Origin of the sequence: Novosphingobium sp. (assembly GCF_965229225.1) — a bacterium.
Taxonomy (GTDB): Bacteria; Pseudomonadota; Alphaproteobacteria; order Sphingomonadales; family Sphingomonadaceae; genus Novosphingobium.
In genome coordinates, this window is sequence record NZ_OZ245867.1 from 4,066,781 (window position 1) to 4,084,555 (window position 17,775).

14 protein-coding genes are annotated in these 17,775 nt (G+C 64.4%); 7 read left to right on the forward strand and 7 right to left on the reverse strand.

What is annotated here, in order from left to right:
- Positions 1–28: 28 nt before the first annotated feature.
- The 3 genes from ACO06X_RS19115 to ACO06X_RS19125 all read right to left on the reverse strand — a co-directional run bounded on the left by ACO06X_RS19115 (position 29) and on the right by ACO06X_RS19125 (position 6,375).
- On the reverse strand, positions 29–3,289 hold the full coding sequence (locus ACO06X_RS19115; RefSeq protein ID WP_421837713.1) for a cadherin domain-containing protein: 3,261 nt from the start codon (positions 3,287–3,289) through the stop codon (positions 29–31).
- 528 nt (positions 3,290–3,817) lie between these two features.
- Positions 3,818–5,053 (reverse strand): cell wall hydrolase, encoded by a 1,236-nt coding sequence (locus ACO06X_RS19120; RefSeq protein ID WP_421837714.1) that lies wholly within the window; start codon positions 5,051–5,053, stop codon positions 3,818–3,820.
- 5 nt (positions 5,054–5,058) lie between these two features.
- Entirely contained in the window at positions 5,059–6,375 is a 1,317-nt protein-coding gene (locus tag ACO06X_RS19125) for an outer membrane beta-barrel protein (protein ID WP_421837715.1), read from the reverse strand.
- Positions 6,376–6,573: 198 nt separating this feature from the next.
- Between ACO06X_RS19125 and ACO06X_RS19130 the strand changes: the two genes are divergently transcribed.
- Positions 6,574–7,068 (forward strand): hypothetical protein, encoded by a 495-nt coding sequence (locus ACO06X_RS19130; RefSeq protein WP_421837716.1) that lies wholly within the window; start codon positions 6,574–6,576, stop codon positions 7,066–7,068.
- Here ACO06X_RS19130 and ACO06X_RS19135 read toward each other — a convergent pair.
- From ACO06X_RS19135 to ACO06X_RS19145, 3 genes are all read right to left on the reverse strand, one after another.
- On the reverse strand, positions 6,999–8,285 hold the full coding sequence (locus ACO06X_RS19135) for a glycosyltransferase family 4 protein (protein ID WP_421837717.1): 1,287 nt from the start codon (positions 8,283–8,285) through the stop codon (positions 6,999–7,001). The genes ACO06X_RS19130 and ACO06X_RS19135 overlap by 70 nt on opposite strands.
- Positions 8,282–9,562, reverse strand: a complete 1,281-nt coding sequence (locus tag ACO06X_RS19140; protein WP_421837718.1) for a polysaccharide pyruvyl transferase family protein — start codon at positions 9,560–9,562, stop codon at positions 8,282–8,284. The genes ACO06X_RS19135 and ACO06X_RS19140 overlap by 4 nt, the downstream gene beginning before the upstream one ends.
- Before the next feature lie 63 nt (positions 9,563–9,625).
- Positions 9,626–10,483: a LysR family transcriptional regulator gene (locus tag ACO06X_RS19145; protein ID WP_421837719.1), complete on the reverse strand. Its 858-nt coding sequence runs from the start codon at positions 10,481–10,483 to the stop codon at positions 9,626–9,628.
- A 94-nt stretch (positions 10,484–10,577) separates the two neighbouring features.
- Between ACO06X_RS19145 and ACO06X_RS19150 the strand changes: the two genes are divergently transcribed.
- The 6 genes from ACO06X_RS19150 to ACO06X_RS19175 all read left to right on the forward strand — a co-directional run bounded on the left by ACO06X_RS19150 (position 10,578) and on the right by ACO06X_RS19175 (position 16,751).
- The gene (locus ACO06X_RS19150; RefSeq protein WP_421837720.1) at positions 10,578–11,741 is read left to right on the forward strand and encodes an isovaleryl-CoA dehydrogenase; all 1,164 of its coding nucleotides are present in this window, start codon (positions 10,578–10,580) and stop codon (positions 11,739–11,741) included.
- Complete coding sequence (locus tag ACO06X_RS19155; RefSeq protein WP_421837721.1) at positions 11,741–13,342, forward strand: carboxyl transferase domain-containing protein; 1,602 nt, start codon at positions 11,741–11,743, stop codon at positions 13,340–13,342. The genes ACO06X_RS19150 and ACO06X_RS19155 overlap by 1 nt, the downstream gene beginning before the upstream one ends.
- Before the next feature lie 9 nt (positions 13,343–13,351).
- Entirely contained in the window at positions 13,352–13,783 is a 432-nt protein-coding gene (locus ACO06X_RS19160) for a DUF6196 family protein (protein ID WP_421837722.1), read from the forward strand.
- Positions 13,780–14,244 carry a hypothetical protein gene (locus ACO06X_RS19165; protein ID WP_421837723.1) on the forward strand — a complete coding sequence of 155 codons (465 nt, stop codon included), beginning with the start codon at positions 13,780–13,782 and terminating at the stop codon, positions 14,242–14,244. Before ACO06X_RS19160 ends, ACO06X_RS19165 begins: the two co-directional genes overlap by 4 nt.
- Positions 14,241–16,172, forward strand: coding sequence for an acetyl/propionyl/methylcrotonyl-CoA carboxylase subunit alpha (locus tag ACO06X_RS19170; protein WP_421837724.1), 1,932 nt, complete (start codon positions 14,241–14,243; stop codon positions 16,170–16,172). The genes ACO06X_RS19165 and ACO06X_RS19170 overlap by 4 nt, the downstream gene beginning before the upstream one ends.
- A gap of 126 nt (positions 16,173–16,298) precedes the next feature.
- Complete coding sequence (locus tag ACO06X_RS19175) at positions 16,299–16,751, forward strand: MaoC family dehydratase (protein WP_421837725.1); 453 nt, start codon at positions 16,299–16,301, stop codon at positions 16,749–16,751.
- A 109-nt stretch (positions 16,752–16,860) separates the two neighbouring features.
- Here ACO06X_RS19175 and ACO06X_RS19180 read toward each other — a convergent pair whose 3' ends face one another.
- Entirely contained in the window at positions 16,861–17,553 is a 693-nt protein-coding gene (locus ACO06X_RS19180) for a murein L,D-transpeptidase catalytic domain family protein (RefSeq protein ID WP_421837726.1), read from the reverse strand.
- Positions 17,554–17,775 lie beyond the last annotated feature (222 nt).

Below are 17,775 nucleotides of genomic sequence, written 5' to 3' on the forward strand. Positions count from 1 at the left end.
TTTGGCAATCTGTCACCGTGCCCCTCCTTCAAACAATGATCATAATATCGCTGTAGATCAGCGTGGGATGGTTGACTGCTCCCATCAGAGCGAACTGCACCGCAGCAATGCCGCCCTGGCCATCGGCATCGTAGTAGAGAATGCCGGTAGCCGTGTTGTAGATCACCCGATCCGTCGCATCGTGTGCGGAAGTCGCGCCTGCTGCTGCATAGAATTCGTCTGCGGTCAGCGCTCCGGTGTGGGTGAAGCCGCTGTAAACCGACTTGCCGAGCTGGATCTTGTCGTTCTCGCTGCCGTTGAAATCGGTGATGGTATCCACGTTGGCAGTCGCAGCGGCGGTATTGAAAACGAAGAAGTCCCGGCCCGTGCCGCCGGTCAGAACGTCCCTCCCAAGCCCGCCGAGGAGAGTGTCACTCCCGGCACCGCCATTCAGGGTGTCGCTGCCCCCAAGCCCTGTCAGGAGGTTGTCTCCATCATTGCCGATCAGCGTATTGACGAGATCGTTGCCGGTGCCGGACAGATATGCGGAGCCTGTGAGGGTCAGATTCTCGATAGCGGCGCCAAGCGTATAGCTGATGCTCGCTTTGACGGTGTCACTACCATTTCCTGCGGTTTCAATGACTTGATCGCCAGCATCATCAACAATGTACGTGTCGTGGCCAGCGCCGCCATCCATGATGTCCGCCCCGGTTCCTCCGTTGAGACCGTCGTTGCCCCCGTTCCCGGTTAGCCTGTCGTTGCCAGCGCCGCCCCAGAGCGTATCGTCACCGCCTGCGCCGGTCAGCGTGTCTGCACTTGATGTGCCGATCAGCACTTCGTTGACGACGTTGGTGACGGTGATCGCCAGCGCCTGGGTATCGGTGAGCTGGCCATCCGAAACCTTGACCGTGACATCATAGACGTTGTTCAGGCCCACATCCTTCGGCACCTCGAAGTCGGGCGCTGCCGCAAAGGTGAGCGCGCCCGTCTGTGCGTTGATCCGGAAAAGCCCCGCATCGCTGCCGCCTGCGATCGAGTAGAGCAGCGCGGTGCCGGCATCGACATCGGTCGTCGAGACCGTGGTAACAGCCGTGCCGTTCTCGGCCACCGAGATGGCTGCCGACGTGCCGCCGCCGTTGGACGTGATCACCGGCGCTTCATTGACGTTGGTGACGGTGACGGAAATCTCCTGCCAGTCGGCCAGCGATCCGTCCGAGGCCCGGACCTTCACCTCATAGACGTTGTTGCCATCCGCATCGCCGGGCGTGTCGAAGTTTACTGCGCTCTTGAATGCAAGATCACCAGTTGTGGGATCAATCTTGAACAGAGCTCCATCAGCTCCGCCGGCGATGGAGTAGGTCAGCTGGGTGTTTTGATCGATATCGGTCGCGGTCACCTTGGTTACGGCAGTGGTGTTCTCCTTGATCGATACGTACCCGAGATAGCCGCCACCGTTTGAGTTTATCACCGGCGCTTCATTGATGTTGGTGACGGTGATGGAAATTATCTGGTAGTCAGTCAGAGATCCGTCGGATGCTCGTACCTTTACCTCGTAGACGTTGTTGTGATCCGCATCGCCGGGGGCTTCAAAATTGGCTGCAGCTTTGAATGATAGATCGCCGGTTGCAGCATCAATCTTGAACAAGGCCGCATCAGCCCCCCCGTGTATAGCGTAAGTAAGTACGGTGCCTTTGTCATCGTCGGTCGCGGTCACCTTGGTTACCACAGATGTATTTTCGTTGATTGATTGGAATGCCAGATAGGTACCGCCATTGGAGGTGATCACTGGTACATCGTTGATGTCGGTCACGGTGACCACGAGGGCCTGCGTATCAGTCAGGAAGCCGTCGCTCACCTGCACCACAACATCATAAATGTTGTTGCGACCCGAATCGACTGGTGACTCGAAATTCGGATTGGATTTGAATGACAGCGCTCCGGTTATGGCATCGATCTTGAACAGGCTCGCGTCCAAACCGCCAGAAATCGAGTAGCTGAGCGTTGAATTGGCATCGGCATCGGTAGCGGTGACAGTGGTTACTGCCGTACTGTTTTCTGCTATCGAGAGCGCACCTGTGGCGCCGCCGCCACTCGAGTTGATTACGGGAAATTGGCCAAGGCCAAAGACTTGAGCTTTTATCTGCAAGCTTGTCTGGTCTTGCCAAGTCAATGCAAAACCGCCGCTCTTCAAACCAGTGATAAAGGGGTATGGAAGTGATGTATTAAGTATTGTGTGGTAATCGGTTATTGTGCCATCAATAGATACTACTGCCAGATCGATTTCCGATCCGGCAGACCAAGCTGCAACGAATCCGCCATCTGGTGTACTTGTAATGGTGGGAAGTGCTCCAGTGCCCAAATTGAATTCACTGCCAACTTTCGCGCCATGGGAGTCAAATATTTGTGATTTAATATACCTGGTGCCTGCCGAATTAGGTTGCCAGCTTCTCCACGATACTGCGAACCCGCCACCATCCAGAGCTGTGACTGTGGGCTGAATTTGTTCAAGAAGTATGGAGGTGTTTACAAGAAATTCATCGCCGATCTTTCCGCCGCTAGCAGAAAAAAGTTGCGCCTTTATGCTCCAACTGCTGTCATCTCCCAAAGTTTGGCTGAGATCTTGCCAGGTAACTACAAAATCCCCATTCTTTAGACCGGTGACCGATGCAAGGCGCTGCCGGCTATCAGTCTGCGTATTGACAAGAAATTCACTTCCAACTTTGGCGCCATCGGCTGAAAATACCTGCGCCTTTACACTGCCCCCACTGGTATCTCCCAGTGTGGCACTGCCCGCTGTCAGGACATCGCCATCCTGCCAAGTCACTACAAAGCCACCATCTGCGAGCGCTGCAATCTGGGGAGTGCCTTGGTGACCGGCTGTTTGGCTATTGACGAGAAACTCGCCGCCGATCTTGGTCCCCAAAGCGGAAAACACCTGCGCCTTGATACTGCTGACGCTATTGTCACCGAGCGTGCCGCTGCCCGTCCCCTCGAGGTCGAGAACGTCCGACTCTGGAATCGACGGGCCATCTTGCCACGTCACAACGAACCCACCGTCAGCCAATCCAGTCACGGCAGGGCGCTCTTGATGGTTGGCTGTTTCGGTGTTGACCAGAAACTCGCTGCCCACTGGGTGACCGTCGGCGTTGAAGATCTGCGCCTTGACGCTGCTGTCGCTCGTATCGCCCAATGTACCGTGATAATCGAACCATGTGATGACAAAGCCGCCGTCTGCAAGGTCAGTGATCTTGGGGCCCGCTGACTGGTCGCTGACGAGAAACTCCGATTCGACCGTGACTACACCCAGCATAGATATCTCCGGAGAGCTTTGATTCGTCTCGGAGAACTTGAATATACCTCCAAAATGGAGGAGTCTACGCTATGCAGAAATTCTGGAGTTTACCGCAGTATTGGCGATCTGGAATGATCGTAAGATTGCTAGGAGCTCTCAAGCTCCACCAATTTTCCACCTTTGGTCAGGCCCATCCGCGTCGTGGTTTACGGCATCTCGCATTGCGTCATCCACTGTGGCAGTGGGCGGCGAGTGTAGCCGCGATCGATAGGTGGCCGCCCGCCAAGCCCGCGCCGCCGCGTTCGCCGTGCCTGATCCCTGCGCGAACCAGCGATGCGCCGCAAAGCGTTTACCTACACACCCCATCTGCTGGCAGGATGCCCACCGCTCATTGAACTGTGGTCCGGCAAAGCCGCAACCGTCTCTTCATCCCGCTTGCAAGAGCAAGACCGGGGGCGGGCGAGGAACGTCAGACAATCCCATTCCAAGGCATGGAACGCCGCAGCGATGGCGCGCGGCGGCGGGCGATGCTTGCGCCCGCTTGCCTCAGCCCCAGTCCGCGAGCAGCCGCGTCAGCGCTGCGCCCTTGGGCAGGCAGCGCGCGGGATTGGCGCGGGGGAGGGCGGTGCAATCCCACCAGGCGCCTTCCGCGCCGGTCCGCCGATCGCGCAGATAGACGAAGCCGGGCCCCTGACTGGGGGCGGCGCCGAGCAGTTCGCCGACCACCGCGCAGCGCTCGCGCTCTGCGCAGGCGGCAAGCGCGCGCATGGCATATGTGCCGGGGAATGCCGCCGGATCGAGCATGAGGGCGATGCGCCCGCCAGCGGATGGCTCTCCCGCCGGTGCAGCCGCCAGTTGAGCGCTGCTGCTGCCGGAGCGGAAAGGCCCGTCCGCTTCCTCAAGCGGGAGGTACGCCAGCGCCGCGCCGGCATTCGCGGCAGCATCGGCTTGCCCTGCCTGTGCCGCGTCCGCGCCGCCATGCGCGGGCGAAAGCGTGGCCATCGCGGCGATCCTCGGCTCCTCGCCGCTCGCGCTGCCGCGCAGCACGGCGGGCGAACCCCAGTCCCCCGGCCAGCGGTAGAACAAGTGCAGCCCCACTTGCGCGAGCTTGACGAGGCCGCTGCGCCACACCGGCACCACATAGTCGGCATGATAATGCGTCGCGAGCCCCACACGCGGATCGACCGCCCCGGCCAGCGCCGCAGCTGCAACCGCCTGCGCGCGAGCCCACGCAGCGGGGGCGGGATGGCGCGAGCGCATCGAGCCATCGCAAGTAAAGCTGAACTGGCAGCCGGTGGTGCGCTCCGATCCCTGAAACACCACGCCGCACACACTGGCGGGAAAGGCGGGATGTCGCGCCCGGTTGAGCACGACCTGCACAGCCGCGCGTTCGCCCGAGGGATCATCGCCCGCTTCGTACCAGGCAGCAGCGGCGAGGCAATCGAGCGCGCGCATCGGCGCAAGCGCGTCCGCCGCGCCAAGCCGGAAGGCCGGCGCGGGCGCTGCGGGAGGATTGATAACCATGGCTGCATTGGCCGCCCGCGCCGTCTCCGGCAAGTAGGGGAGCAGCGCAGCCGGGTCTGGCAGCGGCGGCGGGAAGGCAAAGCGCACCTGAGGCCCGGCGGAAGGCGGCGCAAGCAACGTAAGTGCAGCGCCGAGCCCGGCGAGGAACAGCGTCGCAAACACCAGCCGCACCGCCATATGGCGCGGCCGCACGCCCCATTCGGGAAGCGGCGGTGGCCGATCTGCATTAACCTGGGTTTCGCGCGGCAGGCTGGCCATCTTAGCTACAGACGCCAGCGCAGCGACACGGCCACGCGGTTCCTGTCGTAGGCCCGGCCCGGATCGACTGCGCCGGAATTGCGGCCGAGGCTGTGGGTATAGTCGCTGGCGACCTCGAAATGCTGGGTGAGCTGCCAGCTCACGCCGAATGTGCCGGTGAAAAAGTGCTCCTGCCGCTTGGCCGCGCCGTTCGGCACCTGGAAATCGGCCACGACATAACGCAGCGCGGGCCGCAGGATCAGCGTTCGCAGCAGTTCGTGTTCGGCCGAGAGCATCACTTCGTGCTGCTGGATCCCGGCAATGCCGATGATCGGCGAACGCTGGAGCGTGCGCGCGCCCGAAAGGCGCACCGTGGTCAGCCGCGTTGGGCTCCACTTCAGCTGCACGTTATAGGCAAGGCCGCTGATGCGCGGGAAAATCGGCGCGCTGAAATCCTGCTGCACCCAGCCAACCCCGATCTCACCCTGCAAGAGGCGGTTGAGCCCGAAGGCCAGGCCCGTCAGGGCCGTAAATCCGTGCGAATTGCGGCTCGGCCCGACCGGCGGGGATGGGTAGCGATTGCGATTGTAGGCAAGGCTGGCGAAGGCAGCGACGCCTGGCCCGATGCCGATCGCCGCGCGCAGCGAGCCCGACAGCGCCTCGTAATCGCGCGGGGAAAGATCGATCACCGTGCCGCCCAGCTCGCGGTCATGATAGCTATAGCGTTCGTAGCGCCCGCCCAGCGTGATCCGCGCGCGTGCGAAGGTCTGTTCGAGTTCGCCCCCGCCGGTGACCACGGTGTAGGCAATCGGCGCGGCGCCGAACAGCGTATCGCCGGTGGTGCCGCGCGCCTCGATCCGCCGCGCCGCGCCGACATCGCCCGAAAGGTGGGTGTCACCCGAGATGTCGAGCCGCCCATCGAGCTTGGCGGCATATGTCTCGATATTCTCGGTCGTGCGCTTGGCATAGCGCTTGATCGACCCTTCTGCCGCGATCCCCAGCGCATGGTGCGACCACTGCGAACGCACCGCGAGCGCGGGAAGGATCGCCACCGCGACATCACCGCGCTTCACATCGCCGCGTGCATAGATGTTGTCCGTCGCGTCCGCCTCGATCCCGAAGCTGGACGAGATCAGCAGCGCACCCACCCGCGCGCCGGACGTTTCCACCTCAGCCCGCGAGCGGGCGCCCACGGTATCGCGCTCCATCCGCGGATCAACCGTGGTCTGCGCGCGCGCATCGGCAAGCGGGGCGATCAGGCACAGCAGGCAGACCGAGAGCGTGCGCGGGTGCACCGTCATCGCGGAACGTCCGCGCGAATTGCGCTGCTGCATGCTGATCATCACCCGATCCCTGATCCTGCGCCGTTTCCATTCCACGCCGCAGCGGGTACCATCCTTTCCCGCCGCCCAGTCGCGCAATTAGCCCCGTATCTGAGCAATCTCCCTTATAGCCCGGCCGGATGCGGAGCCGTTCGTTGGGCCGCCGTTAACCAATGGGGGAAAGCGTTCCTTGAAAAGCACGCATGCATACCCTGCTCCATGGACGCCCTGTTCGCTCGTATCACGCCCGGCCATATCGTCCGATCCGCCCGGATCGGCGCGCTGCTGATCGCCTTTGTGCTGACTGCAGGCTACGTTACCGACCGCCTCTCGATCGAGCTTGCGGGGGTCGGTTCGTTCTCTCTTGCCGTGCTGACACTGCTCGCGCTGCCGAACCAGCGCAGCTCCGAACTGCTCGGTGCGCTGGCGATCTGGCTGACTTATGCGGAGTTCATGGCCGCAATCCAAAGTGGACATTTCAACCTCTGGCGCTGGGCCATCGTGCTGGCGACGCTCAGCCTCGTGATCGTGCCGATCAAGGTGCAGCATTTGCGCCAACTGGCCCGCGGCAATCCCTACCGGCCGCTTGGCGAGCTTGATCGCCGTGTCTGGTATGCGGCCACTCCTGCGACAACGCCCGCGCCCTATGCACCGGCGACGTTCGCCGCGATCAGCTTCGATCCGAACGCAGATCTGGCGTTTGAGGGCGCCTGAAGCGCTTCCAGCCGCGCACCATAGTGCGCAAGCAGGCGGTCGATCCATTCGTCCGGGGACAGCGCGAGGTGGCGCGTGGCGGTGAAGGCCGCGCGGCTCATGGCTTCAACCCGCGCATCGTTTGCCGCGAGCGCGCCAAGCGCAGCCGCGAAGGCCGCCGTATCGCGCGGATCGACCGAGACACCCGCCCCCGCCGTTACCAGATCCGGCGCGAGCAGGGCGCTGGGCGGCAGGATCACGGGCAGGCCCGCCAGCGCGGCTTCCATCGCGACGAGGCCATAGGGCTCCGGATAGCGGCTCGGCATCACCAGCACGCGTGCGGACGCGGCCAACGCACCGATGGCCTCTGGCGGCAGGCGCCCGGCAAAGCGCGCCTCCGGATACTCGGCGGCGAGCCGCGCGCGGTCTGCCCCGTCGCCGATCAGGCGGATCGGCGTGCCCGCCCGTCGCGCCGCTGCCAGCGCAAGGTCTGCGCCCTTGGTCGCCTCGATCCGGCCGACGAACAGCACGTCCCGGTTGCGCTCGGCAGCAATCCGGGTGGCGCTGAAGGGGACGACCGGATTGGGCAGCGGATGGATCGCTGCGGGCGGGATCCCCGCGCGCGCCAGCATCGGGCGCATGGCGGCGTGAATCGCCAGCACCGGCGGTGAGCTCTCCGGCCGGTAGACGAAGCGCTGCACCGCATGGCGCGCCACGCGCCACAGCTTGTGCGCCTGGCCCCGCCGGTCGCAGGGCTCCGCAAGGCAGGCGCGAGACAGCGCCGCGTGCGGGCAGGGTGCCCCGGTCGCGAAGTTCGTGAAGGCGCCGTTGGGGCAGGCGAGGAAGAAATCGTGCGCCGAGATCACCAGCCGGCTGCGCACCGGGGCCAGCGCGGCAAACACCGCAGGCGAAAGGATCTGCGACCAGCCGTGAAGGTGATAGACCGTGCGCGGCGTATCATGTTCGGCGATCCAGCGCCGCACCATCCGCGCCGCCGCGCGGTTCCACAGGCCATCGAGCAGCCCGCCCGCGCGCCCCAGCAGCCGGGCCTGCCCCAGCCCCGTCACCGCGATCCCAGCCTCGACCAGCGCCGGATCGGGCATGTCGCCCGCAAGCATAGCCACGCGGAAGCCCCGCTCGGCAAAGCGGTGCGCGGAGCCCACAGCCAGCGCGCTCGCCCCGCCCATGGCGTGCGAGAGATCGTTTATCACCACGATGCGGTCGATCCCCGCGCTCATGCCGCAGCCTTTGCCGGCTGCATCGCCCGCGCCAGTGCCGCCGCCATGCGCGCGATATCGCTGCGCGTGCCGGCAATGAGGTCTTCCAGTGCGGCGCGGTCCACGCCATCGGCCACCGCCTGCCGCGCAAGCGCGGTCAGCGCCGGGCCATCGAGCGAGGCCGTATCGGCAATATAGCTCCCGCGACCCGCCAGCGCGAAGAAGCTGTCGAGCTTCACGTCCCAACGCAGCCCGATCGTGGGGATGGCAAAGGAATGTGCGGCGATGCAGGCGTGCATGCGGTGCGCCACGATCAGCTGGCAGCCGGCGATGAAGCGGATCATCTCGGCAGGATCGGCGAAAGGATTGGTCATCGTCACCGGTCCCTTGGCGGCAAGGACCCATGCTGGACCCATCGCGGCGAGAAAGTCGCGGTCCTCCGGGCTGCCATTGGTGAATAGCGCGACGCGAAAGCCCGCATCGACGAGCGCGCGCGCTGCCACCCCGTACCAGGCATCGAGCGCGGCGCGTTCATCGGTGCCATGCGCGGCACCCGGCCCGGTGGCATGGTAACGCAGCGCCATCGGCGCGGTCACGCACAGGCCCGCCAGCGGTGCATCGAACGGCAGCGGAGGGCGCGGGAAGTGGCAACTTGCCAGCAGCCCCGGATCGCCGCTCAGCACCGCCGGGCGCACGCCCTGCGGCACCAGCAGATCGCGCCACGCAGACTGGCTGCGCGCATCGCGCACCGCCGCATGAGCGAGTTTCGCTCCGCCAAGCGCGCGGCCGAACAGGCGGCGCCCCGCTTCTGACCATTGCCGGTTGGCACCCACGCCATAGACCGCCACCGGCAGCGGCAGCCGTGCAGCCTGGCCAAGCGCGCCCGCGATTTTCATCGGAAAATTGAGATCGGCGTCGGTCAGCAGGTTGCCGCCGCCGAGCACGACCGCATCGCACCCCGCGAGCCGCACGCGCACGTGCCGGCGCAGCCGCAGTCGCACCAGCGCGGCAAGCGCGATGCGCGTTGCCAGCCGCCGGAAAGCCGCCGGCAACGCCTCCAGCACCGCGATCAGCACGGCGCGGCGGCTGGGGGCGATAGCGGGATAGGCGCGCCGTCCGGCCAGATCGATCGAGAACACTTGCGTCCCGGGAGCAATTGTCTGGAAGGTGCGCGCCAGCTCTGCCTCAAGGCATTCGGACAGCAGCCCATCGCCCAGATTGGGGCTGTATTTCACATTGAGCAGCGCGATCCGGCGCGGCGGTGCGGGGGCATCGGGAGGGGGCGCAGCGAAGCTCATGCCATGTCGGTGTCACGCCGCTGCCCGCCACCGCAAGCCGGGATAGACCCGGAATCGAGCGGATCAGTCCCGCTCCGCCAGAACTTCGCCCAAGACTGCACGCAGCCCGCTTGCCGCAATCAACGCTTCCTGCCCGCCCGCCACGATCAGCCCGATCCGGCGGCGATAGTCGTAGCCATGCAAGGGAACCGCCACCGTCCCCGGCCCGGCGAGCGAGGCCGGCGCAGTCGTCACACCCGCGCCTGCCGCCACCAGCGCAAGGCAGCGATCATCGTTCCCGCCGCGAAAGGCGAAATGCGGCCGTACCCCGCGCGCGGTGAAGAAGCGGCTGGTTTCGGCCAGAATCTCGCACGAACGACGCGCAATCATCGTTTCGCCTGCCAGTTCCTCAGGCTGCAGGATATCCCGCGCGGCAAAGCGGTGGGCAGTGGGCAGAATCATCGCATAACCTTCCTCCAGCAGCACCTCCGCCCCTGCTTCCGTGCCGTGGAGCGTGGTCAGCACGGCATCGAGCCGGTGCTCCGCCAGGCGCCGCCTGAGGTCAGCGTCCGGTGCTTCGGTCAGCGTCAGCCGTCCCGGCGCAAACCGGCCTGCAATCCCCGCCACCATGCGCGTGGAAAGCGAGGCGATCACCCCCAGCCGCAGCGGTGGGGCAGGTGCGGGCGCGGCCAGCACCCCGCGTTCGGCAAGGCCGAACTCGCGCTCGATCGCGCGGGCGTGGACCAGCAGGCGGTTGCCCGCCTCCGTCAGTCGCAGCGCCCGCCGCTCGCGCACGATCACCGGCGTGCCCAGCGCGCGCTCCAGCTCTGCAATTCCCGCCGAAAGCGTGGGCTGCGCAACATGAAGCTGGTTCGCCGCCGCGGTGAACGAGCCGGTATCGACAAGCGCGAGGAACTGGCGAAGATGGCGGCGGTTCAGCATAGGTTTTTTCTATACTGATCCGGGCGAAAATTCAATTTTTCCGAAGCTGGCAAATCCCATAGAGTGACAGCCGGATTGAGGAGTCAGAACCAAAATGCGCGCCACGCCCGAGCTTGATTTCGCCCTGCCCGAAAGCGCCCTGATGATCCGCGAGGCGGCGGGCCGCTTTGCCGACGAGCAGATCGCCCCGCTCGCTGCGAAAGTGGATGCGGATGATTGGTTCCCGCGCGATCTCTGGCCCGCGATGGGCGCGCTGGGCCTGCATGGCATCACGGTGGAGGAGGAGTGGGGCGGCCTCGGTCTCGGCTATCTCGATCACGTCATCGCGGTCGAGGAAGTGAGCCGGGCCTCGGCCTCGGTCGGCCTCAGCTATGGCGCGCATTCCAACCTCTGTGTCAACCAGATCCGCCGCTGGGGCTCTGACGAACAGAAGGCGAAGTACCTGCCCAAGCTGATTTCGGGCGAGCACGTCGGCAGCCTCGCGATGTCTGAAGCGGGAGCGGGGTCAGACGTCGTCTCGATGAAGCTCAAGGCCGATGCTGTGCCGGGCGGGTTCGTGCTCAACGGCACCAAGTTCTGGATCACCAACGCGACGTATGCCGATACGTTGGTGGTCTACGCCAAGACCGCTCCGGAATCGGGCAGCCGGGGCATCACCGCGTTCCTGATTGAAAAGGACATGCCGGGCTTCTCCATCGGCCAGAAGATCGACAAGATGGGCATGCGCGGCTCGCCCACCGCCGAACTCGTGTTCAACGATTGCTTCGTGCCCGAAGAAAACGTGATGGGTCCGCTGCATGGCGGCGTCGGCGTGCTGATGAGCGGCCTCGATTACGAGCGCGTGGTGCTGGCGGGCATCCAGCTTGGCCTGATGCAGGCCTGCCTCGATACCGTCATCCCCTACGTCCGCGAGCGCAAGCAGTTCGGCAAGCCGATCGGTGCGTTCCAGCTGATGCAGGGCAAAGTCGCGGACATGTACGTCGCGCTGCAATCGGCCCGCGCTTACACCTATGCCGTCGCGCGCGCAGCGGATGCCGGGCAGACTACGCGCTTCGATGCGGCGGGCGTGATCCTGCTCGGCAGCGAGGCGGCGTTCCGCGTGGCGGGCGAGGCGGTGCAAGCGCTGGGCGGTGCGGGTTATACCAAGGACTGGCCGGTGGAGCGCTACCTGCGCGATGCCAAGCTGCTCGATATCGGCGCGGGGACGAACGAGATCCGCCGGATGCTGATCGGGCGTGAACTGATCGGGGCGGCGTGATGAGCGGCCCTGTTCTCTCCACCAACCTGGATCCTACCAGCCCCGAGGCTCAGGCCCGCGCCGCGCACAACCGCGTGCTGGCGGCGGAACTGCGCGCGCGTGTGGCGAAGGCAGCACTGGGCGGGGCCGAGAAATCCCGCGCCCGCCATGTCTCGCGCGGGAAGCTGCTGCCGCGCGACCGGGTGGAGCGGCTGCTCGATCCCGGCTCGCCGTTCCTCGAACTCGGCCAACTCGCCGCCAATGGCATGTACGGCGATGAAGTCCCCGGTGCGGGGATCATCACCGGCATCGGCCGCATCTCCGGCCGCCAGTGCATGATCTTCGCCAACGACGCGACAGTGAAGGGCGGCACCTACTTCCCGATGACGGTGAAGAAGCACATCCGCGCGCAGGAAGTCGCCGCCGCAAACCGCCTGCCGTGCATCTACCTCGTCGACAGCGGCGGCGCGAACCTGCCCAACCAGGCCGAAGTCTTCCCGGACCGCGATCACTTTGGCCGCTTCTTCTACAACCAGGCGCAGATGAGCGCGGCTGGCATCCCCCAGATCGCCAGCGTGATGGGTAGCTGCACTGCGGGCGGCGCCTATGTGCCCGCGATGAGCGACGAAAGCGTGATCGTGCGCGAACAGGGCACGATCTTCCTCGCAGGTCCGCCCTTGGTGAAGGCTGCGACGGGCGAGGAAATCAGCGCCGAGGCGCTCGGCGGCGGCGATCTGCATGCGCGCAAATCCGGCGTGGTCGATCATCTGGCAGACAACGACGAACATGCGCTGACGATCGTGCGCGATATCGTATCTCATCTCGGCGAGAAAATAGGGACAGTCCCCAATTTCCAGCCGCTGCGCCCGCCCAAATACGACGCCGAAGACCTCTACTCTATCATCCCCGATGACGTGCGCGCGCCCTATGATGTGCACGAGGTCATCGCCCGCATCGTGGACGGCAGCGAGTTCCACGAATTCAAGGCGCTCTACGGCACCACGCTGGTCTGCGGCTTCGCGCATATCTGGGGCATGCCGGTGGCGATCCTTGCCAACAACGGCGTCCTCTTCAGTGAAAGCGCGGTCAAGGGCGCGCATTTTATCGAACTCGCCTGCCAGCGCCGCATTCCGCTGTTGTTCCTGCAGAACATCTCGGGCTTCATGGTCGGCGGCAAGTATGAGGCGGAAGGCATTGCAAAGCATGGCGCCAAGCTGGTGACGGCGGTCGCCACCGCGCAAGTGCCCAAGCTGACGGTGCTGATCGGCGGCAGCTTCGGCGCGGGCAACTACGGCATGTGCGGCCGCGCCTACGACCCGCGCTTCCTCTTCACCTGGCCCAACGCGCGCATCAGCGTGATGGGCGGCGAACAGGCGGCGAGCGTGCTGGCAACGGTGCACCGCGATGCGGACAAGTGGACGCCGGAGGAAGCCGAAGCCTTCAAGGCCCCGATCCGGCAGAAGTACGAGGACGAAGGCAATCCGTATTACGCTACCGCGCGGCTGTGGGATGATGGCGTGATCGATCCGGTGCAGACGCGCGATGTGCTGGGGCTGGCGCTTGGTGTTTGTCTTGAAAACCCGGTAACGGAGGCGCCCCGGTTCGGGGTGTTCAGGATGTGAGATCGTAACATGGTCAGTGTTTCCAATGAATCGGTCGTCCAGACTGACAGCCGCCTCCGCCGCGTAATCCAGGAAGCGCGCCTCAAGCTATACGACGGCATTTGGACCTTTGAATCATTCCCGATCTCGGAGTTTGCTGCCCGCGCAAACCACAATTCGCTCGCGTTCGTGCGAGATGATGAGGTGTGGAGTCAGCTCGTCGAGTGGACTGGCGTCGGCGAAAGGTTTGCCTTGTTCAGATTCCATTTTCAAGCTGATGCAGACAACAGCGGATTTGTGGGCTGGTTAGCTTCGCTCCTGAAGGCCGAACTCGGCACCGGGGTATTTGTTACGTGTGGGTCCAATGATCGCGACGGCGGAATTTTCGACTATTGGGGTTGCCCCTATGATTTGCGAGACGCCGCTTTTGCAGTGATCAATCGCCTTGTGGCTGCGTTATGATCCATCTCCTCACCGCCCTCGCGCTAGCCGCGCAACCGCTTCCGCAGGTCGAGCGTCTTCCGCCACCCGATTTCGCTGACAAGGAAGTCATTGCCGTCGTCGATGCGCTGTTCGCCACGCTGGAGAAGGGCGATGGCCCCGCGCTGCTTCAGCTGGTCTATCCGCTGGGCCGTGTTACCGCGCGCGGGACTCTACGCAGCGGGTTCACCGGCCTGCGCAGCCAGAGCTTTGCCGAGTATGCGGCGAACATGAAGCTGGGCTCGGGCTTTCACGAGCAGATCAGCGACATGATCGTGGAGCGTGATGGCGATATCGCGATGGTCTGGGCGCCGTTCACCGTCTCGATTGAAGGCAAGTTGGTCAGTTGCGGGATCGATCACTTCGATTTCGTCCGCGAGAACGGCAATTGGAAAGTGATGAACCTCACGTTCTCCTCGCGTACGGAAGGGTGCGGCGCGTGATCAAGTCTCTCCTTATCGCCAATCGCGGCGAGATTGCCTGCCGCATTATCCGCACGGCGCGCAGCATGGGCATTCGCACCGTTGCGGTCTATTCCGATGCCGATGCCAAGGCGCTGCATGTCCGTTCGGCGGACGAGGCGGTGCATATCGGCCCGAGCCCGGCGCGCGAAAGCTATCTGGTGGGCGAGAAGATCATCGCCGCTGCCAAGGCGACGGGCGCGGAGGCGATCCATCCCGGCTATGGCTTCCTCTCCGAGAATGCCGAGTTTGCGCAGGCCGTGATCGACGCAGGGCTGATCTGGGTCGGCCCGAAACCCGCCTCGATCACCGCGATGGGCCTGAAGGACGCGGCCAAGCAGCTGATGGCGGCGGCGGGCGTGCCCGTCACGCCGGGCTATATGGGCGAGAACCAGGACCCGGCCTTCCTTGCCAACCAAGCTGCTGAAATCGGCTACCCGGTCCTCATCAAGGCCGTCGCAGGCGGGGGCGGCAAGGGGATGCGCAAGGTGGAGGCGGCGGCGGACTTTGCCGATGCGCTCGCCTCGTGCCAGCGCGAGGCTGCGGCTTCGTTCGGCAATGCCCATGTGCTGATCGAGAAGTACATCCAGCGCCCGCGCCATATCGAGGTGCAGGTCTTCGGCGATACCCACGGCAATGTCGTCCACTTGTTCGAGCGCGACTGCTCGCTTCAGCGCCGCCACCAGAAAGTGATCGAGGAAGCCCCCGCGCCGGGCATGGACGATGCGACGCGCGAGGCGCTCTGCGCGGCGGCGGTGAAGGCGGCGAAAGCGGTCGATTATGTTGGCGCGGGGACAATCGAGTTCATCGCCGATGCCAGCGAGGGCCTGCGCGCGGACCGCATCTGGTTCATGGAAATGAACACGCGGCTGCAGGTGGAGCATCCGGTGACGGAGGAAATCACCGGCGTCGATCTGGTCGAATGGCAGTTGCGCGTGGCGGGCGGGGAGCCGCTGCCCAAGCGGCAGGACGAGCTTTCGATCAACGGCTGGGCGATGGAAGCGCGGCTCTATGCGGAGGATCCGGCGAAGGGATTTTTGCCGAGCATTGGCGAAGTCTCCACATTCGAGATCGCCGCGCCCGCTCGCATTGATGCTGCGGTGGAGGACGGCGACAGCATATCGCCGTTCTACGATCCGATGATCGCCAAGATCATTGTGCACGGCGACAAACGGGCCGATGCGCTTAGGAAGCTCTTGAAGGCCTGCAGCATGACGCAGGTCTCCTCGGTCAAGACAAACGCGGCTTTTCTGAAGCGTCTGGTCGGCCATCAGCTGTTTGCTAGCGCGGAAATCGATACCGGCTTCATCACCCAGCACGCGGCCGATTTGGAAAAGCCGGAAGCGTTGATCGAAGCCCTGCTCGATGATGCCACTACATTGTTGCTTGGCAAGACGCTGAGTCGGGGGCGCTGGCCCGGTCCTTCCATCGATCACAGCTATTTTGATCGCTTTGAGAGCGAGCCTTGGCGGCAGAACTTCGGGTTCCGGTTGAACGCCGATTGGAACCATGAGATCGCGTTTGTAGCTGATGGCCAGACGGTCCGCCGGGAACTTCCGGACGATTACTTCGAACGTCGCGTTGAGGCACGGGTGCGCAGCGATGGCGGTGTAGTCTTTCGGGAAGGCGCGGCACTGGTGGTCCAGACGCGCTGGGACGGCTCCGGTCGAGGAGCTCACGCCGGAGACGGCGCAATCCTCGCCCCCATGCCCGGCAAGGTCATCGCGGTCGAAGTCACCGCAGGGGACACCGTCACCAAGGGCCAGAAACTCCTCGTCCTCGAAGCGATGAAGATGGAACACGCGCTCACCGCGCCGTTTGATGGCACGGTGGCGGAGCTGACTGTGGCGTTGGGCTCGCAAGTGCAGGTGGAAGCCTTGCTGGTGCGCGTGGAGAAGGCGGACGACTGAAAAACCCCCCTCCCCGGCGGGGAGGGGATGGGGGAGGGGGAGCGCGAAGCGCATGGGCGCCAGCGCCGTAAACCCCTCCCCAACCCTCCCCTTGAGGGGAGGGGGCACGAACAAGGAATTGGGAATATGGCAGGCCGCTACTTCGATGAATGGCAGGTGGGCGACAAGCTCACCCACGAAATCCGCCGCACCGTGACCGAGACGGACAACCTCCTGTTCTCGGTGATGACGCACAACCCGCAGCCGCTGCACATCGATGCCGAAGCCGCGCGCGCCAGCGAGTTCGGCCAGATCCTCGTCAACGGCACTTTCACCTTCGCGCTGATGGTGGGGCTTTCGGTGGGCGACACTACGGTCGGCACGCTCGTCGCCAATCTCGGTTACGACAAGCTGGTGATGCCCAAGCCCGTGTTCCTAGGGGATACCCTACGCGCGACCAGCGAAGTGGTGGAACTGCGCGCTAGCAAATCACGCCCAGATGCAGGGATCGTGACCTTTGCGCACGAGGCACTCAACCAGCGGGACGAAGTTGTCTGCCGGTGCCTGCGGATGGCGCTATTGCACAAGAAGCCAATCTGAAACGCACCCAATCCCGCTCATGCTGAGCTTGTCGAAGCATCATGCGCAAGGGTGGCGCCAGCACCCTTCGACAAGCTCAGGGTGAGCGGGGCTCGGGAGTTAGACTCGCTTAGCTCGCTGCGAAGAGCAGGCGGCCCGGGCCGAGTGTTTCAAGCACTTGCGTGATCTCGCGCGGGTTCACTGCGAAACAGCCCTGGCTGCGGCCAACGCGACCTTGCGCGGCAACGACGGCGGGGGACACATAACTTGCCGCGTGGATAACGATGCCGCGCTCCATCGCCCGGTCATTATCCGGATCGAGCCCCACCAGCCGGCGCGAACGGCCATGCTTGCCGTAGTAGAGCTCGCCCGTCACATAGCTGCCGCGCGAGGACGCCTCTGAGTCCATCAGATTCGAGAAGTGTTCGGCAATGCCGCGATTCGCCGGGTCCGATCCCCGGCCATGGGCGACCAGCAGCGGGGCCGAAACCGTTCCCCCGACGAGATCGACAATATGGAAACGCGCCTCGCGCGAAGGCTGCGAGAAATCGACGATGCCGATGCGGTCGCGCACCGCGATCACCGCGCCGTGCTGGTCAAGCGCGGCGAGCGCCCGGGGAATGAGCGGCAGAATGCCCGACCGCGCAATCGCCACCGGTTCACCCTGCACGACCGGCGTGCTTGCCTCGGCCACAGGCACGGTGCCCCAGAACGTGCCGCCCGGCAGTTCGGCTTCCTGCGCCTGCAACCCATCGCGCGGCAGCACGAGCGAGGCAGCGGTTCCGGCAAGGGCGCCAATGAGCTGGCGCCGGTTGATTGTCATTGTCCCAGCAAATCCCGAACGCGTTGGCGATCCCTCACCAGACTAAGGCAGGCAAAGGGTGATCATCCAACCCCCATGCCCTTGCTGTTGCGACGAAGCGTGGCCTGTGCGCCACTGGCCGTTGGCTGAAGCCGTTTGAGCGAAAGCTCGGCATCCCTGCGGACAGGACGGATTCGCGCGCGGCAAAAAGGAAGTGTTGAAGGGCAGGGTTTCACCACATGC

What these genes read in the sequence shown, in the direction of transcription:
- ACO06X_RS19120 (WP_421837714.1), bottom strand. Translation starts at nt 5,053, where the DNA reads ATGGCCAGCCTGCCGCGCGAAACCCAGGTTAATGCAGATCGGCCACCG.
- ACO06X_RS19150 (WP_421837720.1), top strand. Translation starts at nt 10,578, where the DNA reads ATGCGCGCCACGCCCGAGCTTGATTTCGCCCTGCCCGAAAGCGCCCTG.
- ACO06X_RS19160 (WP_421837722.1), top strand. Translation starts at nt 13,352, where the DNA reads ATGGTCAGTGTTTCCAATGAATCGGTCGTCCAGACTGACAGCCGCCTC.
- ACO06X_RS19115 (WP_421837713.1), bottom strand. Translation starts at nt 3,289, where the DNA reads ATGCTGGGTGTAGTCACGGTCGAATCGGAGTTTCTCGTCAGCGACCAG.
- ACO06X_RS19180 (WP_421837726.1), bottom strand. Translation starts at nt 17,553, where the DNA reads ATGACAATCAACCGGCGCCAGCTCATTGGCGCCCTTGCCGGAACCGCT.
- ACO06X_RS19135 (WP_421837717.1), bottom strand. Translation starts at nt 8,285, where the DNA reads ATGAGCGCGGGGATCGACCGCATCGTGGTGATAAACGATCTCTCGCAC.
- ACO06X_RS19140 (WP_421837718.1), bottom strand. Translation starts at nt 9,562, where the DNA reads ATGAGCTTCGCTGCGCCCCCTCCCGATGCCCCCGCACCGCCGCGCCGG.
- ACO06X_RS19145 (WP_421837719.1), bottom strand. Translation starts at nt 10,483, where the DNA reads ATGCTGAACCGCCGCCATCTTCGCCAGTTCCTCGCGCTTGTCGATACC.
- ACO06X_RS19130 (WP_421837716.1), top strand. Translation starts at nt 6,574, where the DNA reads ATGGACGCCCTGTTCGCTCGTATCACGCCCGGCCATATCGTCCGATCC.
- ACO06X_RS19155 (WP_421837721.1), top strand. Translation starts at nt 11,741, where the DNA reads ATGAGCGGCCCTGTTCTCTCCACCAACCTGGATCCTACCAGCCCCGAG.
- ACO06X_RS19175 (WP_421837725.1), top strand. Translation starts at nt 16,299, where the DNA reads ATGGCAGGCCGCTACTTCGATGAATGGCAGGTGGGCGACAAGCTCACC.
- ACO06X_RS19125 (WP_421837715.1), bottom strand. Translation starts at nt 6,375, where the DNA reads ATGATCAGCATGCAGCAGCGCAATTCGCGCGGACGTTCCGCGATGACG.
- ACO06X_RS19165 (WP_421837723.1), top strand. Translation starts at nt 13,780, where the DNA reads ATGATCCATCTCCTCACCGCCCTCGCGCTAGCCGCGCAACCGCTTCCG.